We start from the raw sequence: 14,293 nt of genomic DNA, 5'->3' as shown, positions 1-14,293 counted from the left end.
GGACGCCTTCGCTCACCGCGCCGCGCGGGTCTCCAACTGCTTGATGTAGTCGAGCCCCGGCAAGATCTCGCTGAAGCAGAATTCGATGCGCTGTTGCGGCCCGCCGGCGTGGCGGTCCGGGAACCGCTCGCGCCAATGGTCGAGTTTCAGGTTGAGTCCGCAGAGCACGCCGCCGACCGTCATGTGATGCGCGGTGACGAGATCGCGCACTTCCTTGAAGCGTTCGGCGGAGACGTCCTCCCAGAAATCCTTCGTCTTGCGGTCGAAGCTCTCGAACCGGCCGGTGATGGAGCCGGATATGTCCGAAAGGTCCGCGATGATTTGCTTCAGGATGCGATCCTGCGCGCGGTCGTTCTTGATTTGCCAGGAGGCGCGAAGGTCCTCTGTCCAGCCAAGGAACAGATCCAATCCCGGCACCATCTTGTCCAAGGTTTCCTGAAAAAACGCCAGCGAGAGGAAGACGTCGCCGTAGTCCTCGACGAAGCGGGGGATGTCCTCGAGGTTCACATTCAGCTTCTCGGCCAAGGTGGTCAGCCGGCGCAGCGCCTCCTCCTTGTCGGGGTTGCGCAGCATGGCGGATAGATCGCCCGCGTCCTCCACCCCGTCGACCTCTTGTCCGTAAACGTTGCGGATCAAGGGGGCGGTGAAGCTCTTCATCCGCTCGGTCAGCTCAAGCTTCTTATCGTCGGAAAGCTGCAGATGCTCCTGTCGGTCGACCTGGATGTCGAGATTGCGCAGCGTGATTCGCGTCGAATAGACGTCGAAACTGGGCGCCCGCGCCAACCGCTCGACGATCGCCAGATCTTTTTTGAACGTCTCCGGATCGGCGCCGGGGAAAAACCCCGGGAGATCGGGCAGGGCGATTTGCCCGCTGCCGGCTTGCTGGTCCTTGAACAGCTCGACCATCGTCTCGATGCGGTTGTTCTTGACCAGTCGCGCGCGACGCAGTCCCGGCGTCTGAAGGGGAACGATGCACAGCGGCAGAATATGCAGGCTGTCGCGCTCGCGCCCTGTCGGCGCCGGCGGTGCGGTTTCGGTGGTCATGAAGCCTTCGATCCCAGTTCAGTCTCGCGTCCGTCGCACCCCCACAAGACCCAGAGTGAAGTTTGCCTGAGACGCGTTAACGCGAGCTTAAGACGGCGCCGAAGGGCGCGGCGTTAACCGGCCGGAAAGGAACGGCGGCGCATAGTCCCGATCGCGCCGGATGGGAGCGGAAGGGCGGACGTCCATTGGCGATCCGCCGCCGCGCCGCGCACCGAGGAACCGCCAACGACGGACGCCGCCGGCCGAGACGCCGGCCGGCGCCGCAAGAGCCAAGCGAGCGCCAAACGATGACCAATCTCACCGCTTCCTCCTCCGCCGGCCGCTCGCAGGCCCGGCGGCCGTTCCGCGCCGAGAGGGCCGGATTGGACGTCGGCGCCGCCGGTCCTCTGGCGCCCGAGCCGCCGCTGCCCCGACCGCCCCAGGCGGCGGATCGCGACGGCGCGGAGGCCGCATCGGGGGCGCCCTCGTCAGGGGCGTCTTTCGCCGCTGGCGACGAGCTGGCGGCCATTCACGCGGAATTGGCTGAGATGAAGACCATGCTGGCCGCCTTGCAGCCCGCCGGGGCGCCCGCCGGAGAGCCGGCCGGGCTTGGGGCGCAGGACGTCGACTCCGATCTCGCCGTTCGGGTGGAGATCGCGCGCATGGTCAAGATGATCGGCCGCGCCAAGACAGAACTGTCGCTCATCAAGCACCCCAACGCCGACAACAACCGGATTGAGGAAGCGCGCAACGAGCTGGACGCCATCGTGACGGACACCGGCGCGGCGACGGAGGAGATCCTGGCCCGCGCCGAAGAGCAGATGGATCTGGTCACCAAACTCGCCGGCCTGCTCGACGGAGACGCGGAGCAGGAGGCGCTCGCCGCGCAGATCGAGGAGGCCGCGATCAAGATCATGGAGGCCTGCAACTTTCAGGATCTGACCGGTCAGCGCACCTCCAAGGTCATCACCACGCTTCGCCACATCGAGGAGCGAATCGTCGCGATGATCGGAATCTGGGGCATCGAAGCCTTCGAAGACCTGCCGGTTCCTGAGGAGGAGGCCGAGGGCGACGCCGCCCTGCTGAACGGTCCGGCGCGCAGCGGCGAGGGCATCAGCCAAGCGGATATCGACGCGCTGTTCGACTGACCGGCGGCCCGTCGCGCCTTTTGCCAGCGGCGGACGAAACGGCTAGTCTCGCCGCCATGCTCGCCTTCGCCGCCGCGGTCTTCCTTTTGATCATCACGCCTGGACCAGGGGTTCTCTCCGTGGCCGGGGTCGGGTCAGGCTATGGCTTCGCGGCCGGCAACCGCTATTTGATCGGCCTCTGGCTCGGCAACAATGCGGTTGCGCTCCTGGTGGCGACAGGGGTGGCGGCGGCGGTCGTCGCCGATCCGCTGATCCGATCCATCCTGCTCTACGCCTCGGTCGCTTATCTCTTTTATCTCGCGGCCAAGATCGCGTTGGCCGGCTCGAAGATCGCCTTCATCGAGAAGTCGAAGCCGCCCGGCGCGGTCAACGGCCTGACCCTGCAGCTGATCAATCCCAAGGCTTACGCGGTCCACACGACGCTTTTCGGCGGCTTCGGCTTCATGCCGGACGCGCTGCTGACGGAGACGATCGTCAAGTTCGTCGTCATGAACGTCATCTGGATCCCGCTGCACTATCTTTGGCTGTGGGCGGGGGTGACGTTGCACCGGCTGGACTTGGCGCCGCGCACGCATCGGATCATCAACGTCGCGATGGCCGTCTCTATGCTGGGCGTCGTGGGGCTGGCGCTTTGGGCCCCGCGTTAGCCGGGTCCGGACGACGGCGCCGAGACTAATCGGCCGCGCGGCTGGCGACGGGCGCGGGCGGGGGATAGAGATCCCGGCGCAGATCCGCCAGATACGGGGCTTCACGCCGATAGGCTTCATAGCCGCCGGGATCGACGTCGGCGATCAACAGCGCCTCCTCGTCCGCGCCGGCGCGCGCCAGCTCCGAGCCGTCGGGCGCGATCAGGCAACTCTTGCCGACATAGGTCAGCGCCGCCTCGCGCCCGCAGCGGTTGACGTAAGCGACGAACACGCCGCTCTCATAGGCGCGGGCGACGACAAGCGTTTCGGCGACGATGTCCATCGGGCGCATCAACGCCGTGGGGACGGCGATCAGATCCGCGCCGGCGTCGGCGGCGGCGCGCACCATCTCGGGGAACTCCACATCGTAACAGATCAGCGGGGCGACCTTGAGCCCGCGGACCGACAAGATCGGCGGGCGAGCCGTTCCCGGTGCGAAAAGTCGTTTCTCCTCAGGGCCGTAGAGGTGCGCTTTCCGGTAGACGGCCCGCGCGCCCGACGGATCCGTGAAGAGGGCCGCGTTGTAGACGGCCCCGTCCGACCCGCGCTCGGGCGCGCCGATCAGAATCGCGACGCCGGTCTCCGCTGCAACCGCAGAGAGGCGCTCCGCCGCCGGGCCGTCGGCGGGCTCGGCCAATCGGCGCGCGGCGTCGCCGATGTTGTAGCCGCTGAGCGCGAGCTCCGGCGCTATGAGTAAAACGGCGCCGGCCTCTGCGGCCTCGCGCGCCCGCACCGCCACGGCGTCCAAGGCGCGCTCGACGGCGTCGGCCTCGAGCGTCGTCAGATCGGGATCGTCTCCGGTCGGCGTCGCGGTTTGCCACAAGGCGATTTTCATCCAGCATTCTCCGCGGTTGGGCGCGCCGCGCGCCGGGTCACTCGATCCAAAAGGGCCGCCGGCCGTCCACAGGGCCGCCGGCCGCCTGGGCCGCCGCACGCTCGTGCGCGTCGTCAAAGCGCCGAAAACAGCCCAGAAAAGCGGGGCGGAAGCGACCGCTGTCGTCAAGATAGCCGAATCGCATCAAGGGCGCGCCCCCGGCGTCGACGCCGCAGTCGGCGGGGTGGCTTACGATCAGATGATAGAGGCCGCTCTTGCGGCAGCCGCGACCGGCCGGGTTTGGCGCGGTCGCGGCCAGGCGGCGGCCTTCCGGCTCGTAAACCGGGTCGCAAGAAAGCGCCGGGCGCTCGATCCCAGGGGGCTCGCTCGACGTCGGATCCGCAGCGCGCGCCGCCGCCGCGACGAGACCGAAAGACGCCATGGCGAGCGCCAGCGCAACCCGCGCGACAGTCATGCACCGCCCCTCCTCAGGTGATGACGATATTCAGCAATGAGTCGTTCGAAAACTCCACCCCCCGGGTGAAGATCCAGTTAACGGGGGGCGTGGCGTTAGGAAGTATGAGTCAGGAAAACAGCGATATAGTGACAAATCACGCCGGAAAGAACGAAGCCGTGCCACACGGCGTTGTGGAAGGGCAGGGTTCGCCAAAGATGAAAACCTACCCCGGCGGAGTAGGCGACTCCGCCTCCGCCGATGAGCGCCAGCACAGCCGGGGAAAGGCTTTCCAGCATCGGATTCAGCAGCATCAGCCCGCACCATCCTAACAGCAGGGCGAGGGCCAGCGTCGTTCGTTCGAATCGACGCGGATGGCGAATCTCCAGATAGCTCGCGGCGCCCGCCGCGGCCCATATAAAGCCGAGCGCGAGCGCGCGCCACGTCGGGCCGAGCGCGTCCCCCAGGGAGCCGGTCAGCAAGGCTGTGTAGGTTCCGGCGATCAAGGCGAAGAGCGCGGCCCGATCCGCCCGGCGGCAGAGCGCTTTGCGGCTGGGATCTTGGACCCAATGGTAGAGCGCCGAACAGGCCGTCATCGCCGTCAGGCTGAGTCCGTAGATCACGGAGCCGAGCGTCGCCGTCGTCCCGTCCGCGACCAGCCCTAGGATCACCGCCGCCGGCGGCGCCGCGGCGAAACCGAGGGCTTGGACCGCACCGTCGACACGGGCTTCGGCGCGGCTGTAGTCCGGCGTCCCGGGCGGCGGGGATCGAAGGTCGAAGGGTCGCATAGCGCGCTAGAGATGGGCGCCGCCGCGTCATGAAAAAGGGGTCGATCCGTCGATCGACCCCTTTCTCCAACTGGCTCCGGCGGTAGGACTCGAACCTACGACCCAGCGGTTAACAGCCGCTTGCTCTACCAACTGAGCTACACCGGATCGGTATCGCCCGGCGGGCGGCGCGCGGACCGTCCCGTTCGAACGGCGCGGTGTATAGCAACCCGCCCCGGCCTTGCCAAGAGGGCGCGCGCCGCGAAACGCCGCGGGCCGTCGAAAAAAATTCACACCGCGGCGTCCGGCGGCTCGCTCGGCAGGGTGCGCGGCGGCGGCCAAGGCGGGGTCCACTCTTCGCCCAGGCGGTGCAGCACGCATTGCGCCACCGGCAGATAGGAGGAGTTGGGCATATGAAACCAGCGCAGGAACTGCTCGACGTTCCAGGTGCCGTCGAGGAAGTAGCGCAGATACTGCGCGCTCATCGGATGCAGTCGATCGGGAAGACAGTCGGCCACATCGGACCATACGCCCCGGCGGATCTTGACCGGAGCGGGCTTGCGCGGGGGTGCGCCGGAAGGGCGGGGCGGCGTCGGCGTGACGGCTCGTCTCCTGTCCTCGCGTGAGCGGTGTGCACGCTAGTATAGAGCGAAATCAGCGCGCGTCGACGGCAAGCCGCGCCACGCGCCGCCGCACGGGATGCGCCGGACGGACCGCGGTCGAACAGGAAAAGAGGGAAATGGAGGCGCGGGCCGGAATCGAACCGGCGTACACGGCTTTGCAGGCCGCTGCGTAACCACTCCGCCACCGCGCCTCGGGGGAAGCCGGGGGTCGGCCCCGCCCGCTTCCGGCGCGGATATACGCGCGCACCTCAGCCCGGTCAAGCCAGCCCGGTCAAGCCAGCCTAGTCGCGACAGCCCCGTCGGGCGCGGGCGAGCGGGATCGAGCGTCTCGCCGTGCGCTGCGATTGCCATCGCCGCGCGGGCCGCCTATAACGGCGGCGTCTGTGCGGCGGTCGGCGTCGAGACGCGCCGCAACCGCTTTCACCGAGGCCCGACGGGCGCCTAATGCGTCGGACGGGCGTCCTCTTCAGGAGGCGCATGCTCCATGGATTTCTCCGTCGCGCGTCGCAACATGGTCGCTTGCCAGCTGCGCCCGAACGAGGTGTCCGACCCGCGTCTGCTCGCCGCGATGGGCGAGCTTCAGCGGGAGCGATTCACGCCCAAGAACCGCCAAGCGATCTCCTACATCGACGAGGACGTCGAGATCGCCCCCGGGCGGTATTTGATGGAGCCGGTTACGGCGGGACGGCTGTTTGAGGCTGCGGCGGTCGGTCCGGAGGACAACGTGCTGGTGGTCGGCCCCGGCACGGGCTATCTGGCCGCTGTCGCCGGCCGGCTGGCCGGCTCGGTCTTCGCACTGGAGCAGGACGGCGAGCTTCGCCAGCGAATGAGCCAGCTGATCACGGACATGGCGCTCGACAACGTCGTCATCGTCGGCGGACCGCACCGCGATGGATGGGCGAAAGAATCGCCCTATGATGTCATCTTGGTTGACGGAAGCGTGCCGGAGGCGCCGCCGGTACTGCTCGATCAGCTGGCCGAAGGCGGCCGGCTGACGGCGGTGATCGGCGCGCCGGGCGAGGTGGGGCGCTTGACCTTGTGCGGCAAGCGCAACGGCGTCGTCTCGAGCCGGGCGCTCTACGACGCCATGGTGAAGCCGGCCGCGGGATTCGAGCGCGCGGCGGGTTTCGTATTCTGACAGCCGTCGGCCCCGCGCCGACGCGAAGGCAACTAGGACGCCCGCATGCCGCACGCATCCGCGTATCTCCCGATCGCCGGCTTGGGCCGGCGCATTAGCCGCGCCGTTCTGGCCGGCGCGGCGGTCTGTGCCGTGATCGGTCTGAGCGCGCCGGCGGCCTCGGCCCAGTCGTTGGACGAGGCGATGGCGAAAGCCTATCGCGACAACCCGACGCTGCAGGCGCGACGCGCCCAGTTGCGCGCCGTCGACGAAGGCGTGCCGCAGGCGCTGTCCGGTTGGCGGCCCTCGGTGGAGATGACCGGTACGGTCGGCGGCGTGCGCACGCGCCAGAACATCAACCCGCGCAAAGACACGCGCACGACCCGCTCCCTGCAGTTGGAGATTCGGCAAAATCTCTATAACGGCGGGTCGACGGCGGCGAATGTCGCCGCCGCCGAGGCGGACGTGCTAGCGGAGCGCGCGCGGCTGCTTTCGACGGAGCAGAGCGTCCTGTTCGACGCGGTTTCCGCCTATATGGACGTGGTGCGCGATCAGGCCGTGCTCTCGCTCAATCAGCAAAACGAGCGGCGTCTGCGCCGACAGCTGGAGGCGACGCGCGACCGCTTTGAAGTGGGCGAGGTGACGCGCACCGACGTGGCCCAGGCCGAGTCGCGGCTGAGCCGCGCCAGCTCCGACCGCATTCGCGCAGCCGGCAATCTTGAGGTGAGCCGGGCCACGTACGAGCGCGTCGTCGGCGCGCCCCCGGGCGAACTGGAACAGCCCACGGGGCTGGTCGAATTGCCGTCCAGCCGCGGCGAGGCGGTCGAGTTGGCCGGCGCCCGGAATCCGGACGTGAGCGCGACGATCTACGACCGCCGCTCGGCGTTGAGCGCGATCGACAGTCAGGTCGGCGATTTGTTGCCCGATGTCGACGTCGTCGGCACGGCGAGCCACAATCGAAAGACCTTCAGCACCGATTCGGAGCAAAACGAGCTGCGCCTGACGGCCGAGCTGACGGTGCCGATCTACCAGCAAGGCTTTCAGACCAGCGAAGTTCGTGAAGCCAAGCAGCGCGCCCGCCAAGCCCTGGACGCCATCGAAGAGGCGCGGCGCGCCGCGACGGAGGACGCCACCAGCGCCTGGGAGACCTATCGCACCAGCCTCGCGGAGATCGAGGCGATTCGCGAGGAGGTTCGCGCGGCCGAGATCGCGCTCGAGGGCGTGCAGCAGGAGGCCACGGTCGGCCAGCGCACGGTGCTGGACGTGCTCGACGCGGAGCAGGAACTGCTCGACGCGCGCGTCTCGCTGGTCGAAGCGGAGCGCGATCTGCTGGTCGCGCGCTACGACCTGTTGGGCGCGGTAGGCGGTTTGACGGCGCGGGACCTGGGGCTGGACGTCGATTACTACGACCCCTACAGCCATTATAGCGGCGTGCGCAATCAGGTCTGGGGGCTGGGCGAGCCCGCCGAGGCCAGCGACTTCGATGCAGACGCGCCGCCGTCGGCCGCCGCGCCAGAGTGATCCGCGGGCTAAACGCGATTGCAATAAAACCCCGACTCGGTGCAGTTTTGCGGCGACAGTGGGGGAATCGGACTATCCTCCTTGGCGGAGTATGCGATCGGACGCCCTCAGCGGGGCCCGTTCTTTGCGGCCCCTAGACTGGGCGCAGGGACGAGGCGTAAAGAGGGGCGGGGCGTCCGCACCGGGGTCGGAAGGACAGGTCTGAACAATGAGCGACTCGTCCAGTAAAGAACCGTCGATGGAGGAGATCCTCGCGTCGATCCGCCGGATCATTTCCGAAGACGGAGAGGACGAGGAGGGCAAAAAGGCCGAAGAGCCTGAGGCGTCCGAGCCGGAACAAGAGCCCGAGCCCGAGCCCGAGCCCGAGCCGGAACCCGAGCCCGAGCCCGAGCCCGAGCCCGAGCCCGAGCCCGAACCGGCTTCAGAAGAAGAGGAAGAGCCTCTCGCTCTCGAAGAGGAGTTCGAGGAGGAGGAGCCTGAGGAAGAAGACGAGGAGCCGCTTGAACTCGTCGACGAACTCGAGGAGGAGCCGGAGCCGCCCGAGCTCGAACTCGTCGACATGGAAGACGACGACGACGATTTCGAGCCGCCCCCGCCCCCTCCGCCGCCCCCGCCGCCGCGGCCTGATACCCAGGCCGCCGCGCCGCGCAACCCGCTGGCCGCTGCCGCCGATCAGCTCGAAGAGCGGTTGGTCTCGGAGACGACCGAACAGTTCGGCACGGCTTCCTTCGCGAAGTTGGAACGCTCGATCCGCATGGGGCAGGCCGGCGAGACGCTGGAAGATGTCGTGAAGGGGCTGTTGCGGCCGATGCTTCGCTCGTGGCTCGACGACAATCTGCCGACAATGGTGGAGCGTCTTGTCGAGGAAGAGATTCAGAAAATGGCCTCCGGCGCGAAACGCCGATGGGAGGACGACGGCTACTGACGCCGCCGCGCGGCGCGCGCTCCGGCGGAGGTTCACGGGCGGATGAGCGCGGTCCCTGACATAGCCCTGCTAGGCGGCGATGACGGCTGGAGCGATCCGGCCGCGCGACGCCTGTTGCTGCGCGCCGTCTTCGCCGCCGATCCCGACCTCGGTGATCTGGTGGCGGAAGAGATCCGCCGCAGCGGCAGGTCGACGCCTGATCTCGGGGCCGTGCTGACCCTGGCGCACCAGGCGGTGCAGGCGGGACGGCGGGTCGAGGATGCGTCCCTGGCCGCGCGCTTCGCCGCGCAGGCCGACGCGCCGCAGCGTTTCATGGCCGAGGGGCGGACGACCGCCAAGACCTACGAGCCTGCGCCGGGGAAGCCGGCCGAGGCGATCTTCTGGCCCAATCCGAAGCGCGATCCCGCGCAGTCGCTGGCCGCGCTCAAACCTTTCGTCACGCGCACGCCGTTGGTCGACGCCGCGACGCCGATCGGCAGCGCCGGCAGTTGCTTCGCCTTCGAGATCAGCCACGCCTTTCAGCGTCGCGGCTTCAACTACGTCGTCACGGAAAATCAGCCCGACGGCGCGAACGGCGTTCATTCCGAAGGCGGCCGCCCGGACAAGAGCGTCACGGATTTCTGCGCCGCCTGGGGATTGCTGTTCAACAGCCCAGGGTTCCGCCAACTGGCCGAGCGCGCCTTCGACGAACGGCCGTTCGAGCGCATGCTGGTCAAGATGACCGCCGGCGGCCAAAGCTATTGGTGCGACCCGTATCGCGAGGGCGTGGCCTTCTACTCGCCGGGGGCCTTCGCCGCCGATTATGAGCGGCATCTGTCGGCCGTGCGCGACGCCTTGAGCGCAACCAAGGTGTTCATCGTCACCCTCGGCCTCAACGAGTGCTGGCGCCTGCTGCATGACGGGACGGTTCTGTCGCGCAATCCGCGCGGTTTCTCGAGTTATCTGACGGCGCGTCCGGACGTGCTGACGGTACAGCAGAACGTCGAGGACATCCGCCGGTTCGCCGAGATCGTGCGCGCGCACAATCCGGACTTCACCCTGATCGTCTCGGTCTCGCCTATTCCGTTTCTGGCGACGACCCGCGCCGCCGAGCGCCATGTGGTGGAGGCGAACACGCACTCCAAGGCGGTGCTCCGCGTCGCCGCCGAGGAGATCGTCGCAGCCGACCCGCAGGCCTATTACTTCCCGTCCTACGAACTGGTCACCGGTTGTCTCGACGCGCCGTGGGACGTTGATTTGCGCCATGTGAAGCCGGAGACGGTCGCCCAGGTGATGGAGCTGTTCGACGCGATGTTTGTGGCGGAGTAGGGGGCGTTAGTCGCTTTCACCTCTCCCTCGGGAAAGGCCAGGCGCCGCAGCGTTCGTCGCTCACGTCTCCGCCGCCGATCCTTCCGTCGAGACTCGTCGGGCCGGACCTGTTCCGACCCGACAGCGCTGCGCTCTGACGGCGCAGACGGCTGTTTCCCGGGCACAGGGCCGGGGTGACGGAACAGAAGCGAATCACGCAAGGGATCGCCGATCCGCCTCGAAGCCTTCGCGCCCGTCAGGCCTCCGCCGTCTCCGCCGCCATCTGCGCCCGGAAATCCTCCGGCAAATCGTCGGCGAAGCGCACGCGGCCTTTCGCCAGCAATTCCCGGCGAAGCGGCAGGGCGTTGCCGCCTTTGGCGCTCATCGCCTCGGGGGGCGTGCGCCGCGCGGGCGGGGGCCAATGACCGGGTTGAGGCTCCGGTCCTTCTGCGGCGGCCGGGACCGGCTCGTCGTCGACGATCGCCGGGGCCTCCGCCACCTCCATGAAGTTCCAGGTCGCCTCCAAGGGGATGTTGTTCGGATCGTAAAAATAGACCGACCAGAACAGCCCGTGATCGACCGCGCCGTGGACGGGGAAGCCCGCCGCCTCCAGGCGGTCTTTCAGATCGAAAAGGGCCTCCCGGCTCTCCACGCGCATCGAGACATGATCGTAGCCGAGCGGCTCGGACGTTCGATCGCCGGGGAATTTTCGCACCATCGGCGCGGCCCCGTCATATTCGAAGAAGGCGATCTGCGTGCGCCCGTCGCCGAGTTTGAAGAAATAGTGGCGGAAGCCGTCGTGACCGACACCCGCCTCTAGGCGCAAACCCAGCAGGTCGCGATAGAATCGGATCGTGCCGGTGATGTCCGGCGTGATGAAGGCCAAATGGTCGATGCCGGTGAGCGTCGTCATGGCGCTGCTCCCACAATCAGGCGGACGGGCGGGCGATCAATCTAGCCCGTCTCGCCCCCGAAGAGCCAGAGGAGCCGACGATTTTCCGGCGACAGCCCGGCCGCCGTCTCAGCCGAGACCGCACGGCGCGGCGCAACCCCGGCAGGGCTTACGCCGTAGGTCGCCTGTAAGAGCAGGCGCGGACGGCTCGCCGGCGGGACGCCCTTATGCAGTCCCCGCGTCATGGCGAGGAATCGCGTGCCGGCCGCGCCCTCGATCAACGTGGGACGCTTGCCGGTCACAGCCTCCACATCGGCGTCGGATTTGCGCAGCGTCTGGAACAGCCAATCATATATGCGCTGCTGGCCGGCCCGGTCTCCTGCGCGTTTGATCATCAAGGCGTAGTCTTCCGGCCGATGCGTGCCCTCGACATAGGCGTGGGGGCCGCTTTCGCCGTCGACGTCCGTGAGATAGACGAAATGCTTCACGAACCGATGGTCGTCGACATCGAGATGGAAGAGCTGCGCGTCGCGCGCTTGATGGCCGGGAAAGCTCCACCACGCCACCAGCGCCAACAGCATGGGCGGGCCGGCCAAATAACGCTCCGCCGCCGCCAGCGCGGTCGGCTCGCACACGAAATCCAACACGTCGGGAATCGCGAGCGCGTCCTCCGCCCGGTATTCGGCGACGTTGTAGGCCTGCGCCGCCTGATAGTCGAGCGCCGCCGAGCGCGCCGCCCCCGCCTTTGCGTAGAGCGGCAGCGCCTCGAGACGACCGCGCAGACGCTCGACCGCCTCGCGGGGCGTGTCGGGCAGGACGGTCCAGCCCCGCTGTTCGATCTCGGCCGCCGCCGCTTGGCTGTCGGCCGTCTGCGGGCGCGGCGGCGCGCCTAAGGCGTCGCGCGCAAAGGCGCCGATCGCACGCGGGATGGCGGCCTCAAGGGACGGATTGAGGACGGCTTGGCTCAACAGATGTCGATGGCGCTGCAGGCCGTCCGCGGCGCCCTCGGGCATGGGAAAGAGGCGCCCGAGCTGCGCCCAGGCCGGCGTCTCATGCAGATAGGCGGCGAAGGCTCTGTACCAGTCGTCCGGCGTCGCGACGGCGCGGGCGGCTGCGACGGCGGGGCGGGACGGGGTGGCGCTCGGCGCGGTCATGACGGCTCCCGGAGGCGTCGCTATCGGTTTTCCTTGGCGCGGCCGGTCGCGCGCGACAAACTACCGGCCTCAAAACAGTAACCGCCTGTCTCTAGGGAGGGAAGCGCCATGGCCGAATCGGATCCCCAGTCCGGCCGCAAAGAATGGGACAAATCCAAGCTGCCGAGCCGATACGTGTCGATCGGTCCGCAGAGCGCGCCGCATCGCGCCTTTTATTACGCGATGGGCATGACGGACGAGGAGATCAAGCAGCCCTTCGTCGGCGTCGCCACATGCTGGAACGAGGCCGCGCCGTGCAACATCTCGCTGGCCCGCCAGGCGCAGGCGGTGAAGAAGGGCGTGAAGGCCGCCGCCGGCACCCCGCGCGAATTCACGACGATCACCGTGACCGACGGCATCGCGATGGGCCATGCAGGCATGTACGCGTCGCTTCCCAGCCGCGATCTGATCGCCGATTCGGTCGAGCTGACGGTGCGCGGCCATTGCTATGACGCGATCGTCGGCGTCGCCGGCTGCGACAAGTCGCTGCCCGGCATGATGATGGCGATGGTGCGCATGGACGTCCCCTCCATCTTCATCTACGGCGGCTCCATCCTGCCGGGCCGCTACAAAGGCAAGGACGTCACCGTCCAGGACGTCTTCGAGGCGGTCGGCCGGCATTCCGGCGGCCAGATCGACGAGGACGAGCTGCACGAGATCGAGTGCGTGGCCTGTCCCACCGCCGGCTCCTGCGGCGGCATGTTCACGGCCAACACCATGGCCTGCGTCTCGGAGGCGATCGGCCTCGCCATGCCCGGCTCCGCCGGCGCGCCGGCGCCCTATGAGAGCCGTGACGCGGTCTGCGAAGCCTCCGGCGTCCAGATCATGAATTTGATCGAAAAGCAGATCCGTCCCCGTCAGATCGTCACCCGCAAAGCGTTAGAGAACGCCGCGCGCGTCGTCGCCGCCGCGGGCGGGTCGACCAACGCCGGCCTGCACCTGCCGGCGATCGCGAACGAGGCGGGAATCGATTTCGACCTGAACGACGTCTGCGACATCTTTCGCGAGACCCCTTACATCGCCGATCTGAAGCCGGGCGGCCGCTACGTCGCGAAGGACCTGTTCGAGGTCGGCGGCGTGCAGATCATGCTGAAGACGCTGTTTGAGGCGGGGCTGCTGCACGGCGACTGCCTGACGGTCACCGGCAAGACGCTGGCGGAAAATCTCGAGGCGGTGAAGTTCCCCGAGGACCAGGATGTTGTGCGCCCGGTTTCCAACCCGCTGTCCAGCTGGGGCGGCGTCGTCGGCCTGAAGGGAAATCTGGCGCCGGAAGGCGCGATCGTGAAAGTCGCGGGCCTGAAGGAGCTGACGTTCAAAGGCCCCGCACGCTGCTTCGAGAACGAGGAGGAGGCGTACAAGGCCGTCGCCGAGCGCGCCTACAACGAGGGCGACGTGCTGGTTATCCGCAACGAAGGCCCGAAGGGCGGCCCGGGCATGCGTGAGATGCTGGCCACCACGGCCGCGATTTACGGCCAGGGGATGGGCGACAAGGTGGCGCTGATCACCGACGGGCGCTTCTCAGGCGCGACGCGCGGCTTCTGCATCGGCCATGTCGGCCCGGAGGCTGCGGTCGGCGGGCCCATCGGCCTGCTGCGCGACGGCGACATGATCACGATCGACGCGCACAAGGGAACGCTCGAGGTCGACCTGTCGGCCGAGGAGCTGGAGAAGCGCCGCGAAGACTGGACGCCCCCGGCCGACAAGGGCGGCTCAGGTGCGCTGTGGCGCTACGCCCAGACCGTCGGCCCGGCGGTCACCGGCGCGACCACCAATCCCGGCAAAAAGGGCGAGGCCAAGCCTTACGCCGAGATCTGAGCGCTTTTGGGGCGGCCCGCGCGCCGCC

Annotated in this window: 14 protein-coding genes and 2 tRNA genes; 7 read left to right on the top strand and 9 right to left on the bottom strand. The window is 68.0% G+C overall.

Features of this window, described 5'->3' with window-relative positions:
* Window positions 1-12: 12 nt before the first annotated feature.
* Window positions 13-1,044 carry a hypothetical protein gene (locus tag RIB45_RS12590; RefSeq protein ID WP_350050658.1) on the bottom strand — a complete coding sequence of 344 codons (1,032 nt, stop codon included), beginning with the start codon at window positions 1,042-1,044 and terminating at the stop codon, window positions 13-15.
* 287 nt (window positions 1,045-1,331) lie between these two features.
* Here RIB45_RS12590 and RIB45_RS12585 point away from each other — a divergent pair, with 287 nt between their 5' ends.
* Window positions 1,332-2,171 carry a protein phosphatase CheZ gene (locus tag RIB45_RS12585; protein ID WP_350050657.1) on the top strand — a complete coding sequence of 280 codons (840 nt, stop codon included), beginning with the start codon at window positions 1,332-1,334 and terminating at the stop codon, window positions 2,169-2,171.
* Between the two features lie 56 nt (window positions 2,172-2,227).
* The gene (locus RIB45_RS12580) at window positions 2,228-2,818 is read left to right on the top strand and encodes a LysE family translocator (RefSeq protein WP_350050655.1); all 591 of its coding nucleotides are present in this window, start codon (window positions 2,228-2,230) and stop codon (window positions 2,816-2,818) included.
* A 25-nt stretch (window positions 2,819-2,843) separates the two neighbouring features.
* Here the strand turns inward: RIB45_RS12580 and RIB45_RS12575 are convergent, their stop codons facing one another.
* From RIB45_RS12575 to RIB45_RS12550, 6 genes are all read right to left on the bottom strand, one after another.
* Window positions 2,844-3,692 (bottom strand): carbon-nitrogen hydrolase family protein, encoded by an 849-nt coding sequence (locus RIB45_RS12575; protein ID WP_350050653.1) that lies wholly within the window; start codon window positions 3,690-3,692, stop codon window positions 2,844-2,846.
* 37 nt (window positions 3,693-3,729) lie between these two features.
* Window positions 3,730-4,146, bottom strand: a complete 417-nt coding sequence (locus RIB45_RS12570; RefSeq protein ID WP_350050652.1) for a hypothetical protein — start codon at window positions 4,144-4,146, stop codon at window positions 3,730-3,732.
* Between the two features lie 95 nt (window positions 4,147-4,241).
* Entirely contained in the window at window positions 4,242-4,913 is a 672-nt protein-coding gene (trhA, locus tag RIB45_RS12565) for a PAQR family membrane homeostasis protein TrhA (protein WP_350050651.1), read from the bottom strand.
* Window positions 4,914-4,984: 71 nt separating this feature from the next.
* A tRNA-Asn gene (locus RIB45_RS12560) sits at window positions 4,985-5,060 on the bottom strand.
* 122 nt (window positions 5,061-5,182) lie between these two features.
* On the bottom strand, window positions 5,183-5,410 hold the full coding sequence (locus tag RIB45_RS12555; protein WP_350050650.1) for a hypothetical protein: 228 nt from the start codon (window positions 5,408-5,410) through the stop codon (window positions 5,183-5,185).
* 222 nt (window positions 5,411-5,632) lie between these two features.
* A tRNA-Cys gene (locus tag RIB45_RS12550) sits at window positions 5,633-5,706 on the bottom strand.
* 293 nt (window positions 5,707-5,999) lie between these two features.
* Between RIB45_RS12550 and RIB45_RS12545 the strand changes: the two genes are divergently transcribed.
* The 4 genes from RIB45_RS12545 to RIB45_RS12530 all read left to right on the top strand — a co-directional run bounded on the left by RIB45_RS12545 (window position 6,000) and on the right by RIB45_RS12530 (window position 10,386).
* Window positions 6,000-6,653 (top strand): protein-L-isoaspartate O-methyltransferase family protein, encoded by a 654-nt coding sequence (locus RIB45_RS12545; RefSeq protein WP_350050649.1) that lies wholly within the window; start codon window positions 6,000-6,002, stop codon window positions 6,651-6,653.
* A gap of 45 nt (window positions 6,654-6,698) precedes the next feature.
* Window positions 6,699-8,153 carry a TolC family outer membrane protein gene (locus tag RIB45_RS12540; RefSeq protein ID WP_350050648.1) on the top strand — a complete coding sequence of 485 codons (1,455 nt, stop codon included), beginning with the start codon at window positions 6,699-6,701 and terminating at the stop codon, window positions 8,151-8,153.
* Window positions 8,154-8,361: 208 nt separating this feature from the next.
* Window positions 8,362-9,078: a PopZ family protein gene (locus RIB45_RS12535; RefSeq protein WP_350050646.1), complete on the top strand. Its 717-nt coding sequence runs from the start codon at window positions 8,362-8,364 to the stop codon at window positions 9,076-9,078.
* A gap of 42 nt (window positions 9,079-9,120) precedes the next feature.
* On the top strand, window positions 9,121-10,386 hold the full coding sequence (locus RIB45_RS12530) for a GSCFA domain-containing protein (protein ID WP_350050645.1): 1,266 nt from the start codon (window positions 9,121-9,123) through the stop codon (window positions 10,384-10,386).
* Between the two features lie 235 nt (window positions 10,387-10,621).
* Here RIB45_RS12530 and RIB45_RS12525 read toward each other — a convergent pair whose 3' ends face one another.
* Window positions 10,622-11,278, bottom strand: coding sequence for a VOC family protein (locus tag RIB45_RS12525; protein WP_350050644.1), 657 nt, complete (start codon window positions 11,276-11,278; stop codon window positions 10,622-10,624).
* 41 nt (window positions 11,279-11,319) lie between these two features.
* On the bottom strand, window positions 11,320-12,411 hold the full coding sequence (locus RIB45_RS12520) for a phytanoyl-CoA dioxygenase family protein (RefSeq protein WP_350050643.1): 1,092 nt from the start codon (window positions 12,409-12,411) through the stop codon (window positions 11,320-11,322).
* A gap of 108 nt (window positions 12,412-12,519) precedes the next feature.
* Between RIB45_RS12520 and ilvD the strand changes: the two genes are divergently transcribed.
* Window positions 12,520-14,265, top strand: coding sequence for a dihydroxy-acid dehydratase (ilvD, locus tag RIB45_RS12515; protein ID WP_350050642.1), 1,746 nt, complete (start codon window positions 12,520-12,522; stop codon window positions 14,263-14,265).
* The last annotated feature ends 28 nt before the right edge of the window (window positions 14,266-14,293 follow it).

It is taken from the genome of Marivibrio sp. (assembly GCF_040218065.1).
GTDB lineage: Bacteria > Pseudomonadota > Alphaproteobacteria > UBA8366 > Aestuariispiraceae > Marivibrio.
The sequence above is the reverse complement of the archived record's forward strand: the minus strand, read 5'-3'. Positions and strand labels throughout refer to the sequence as shown.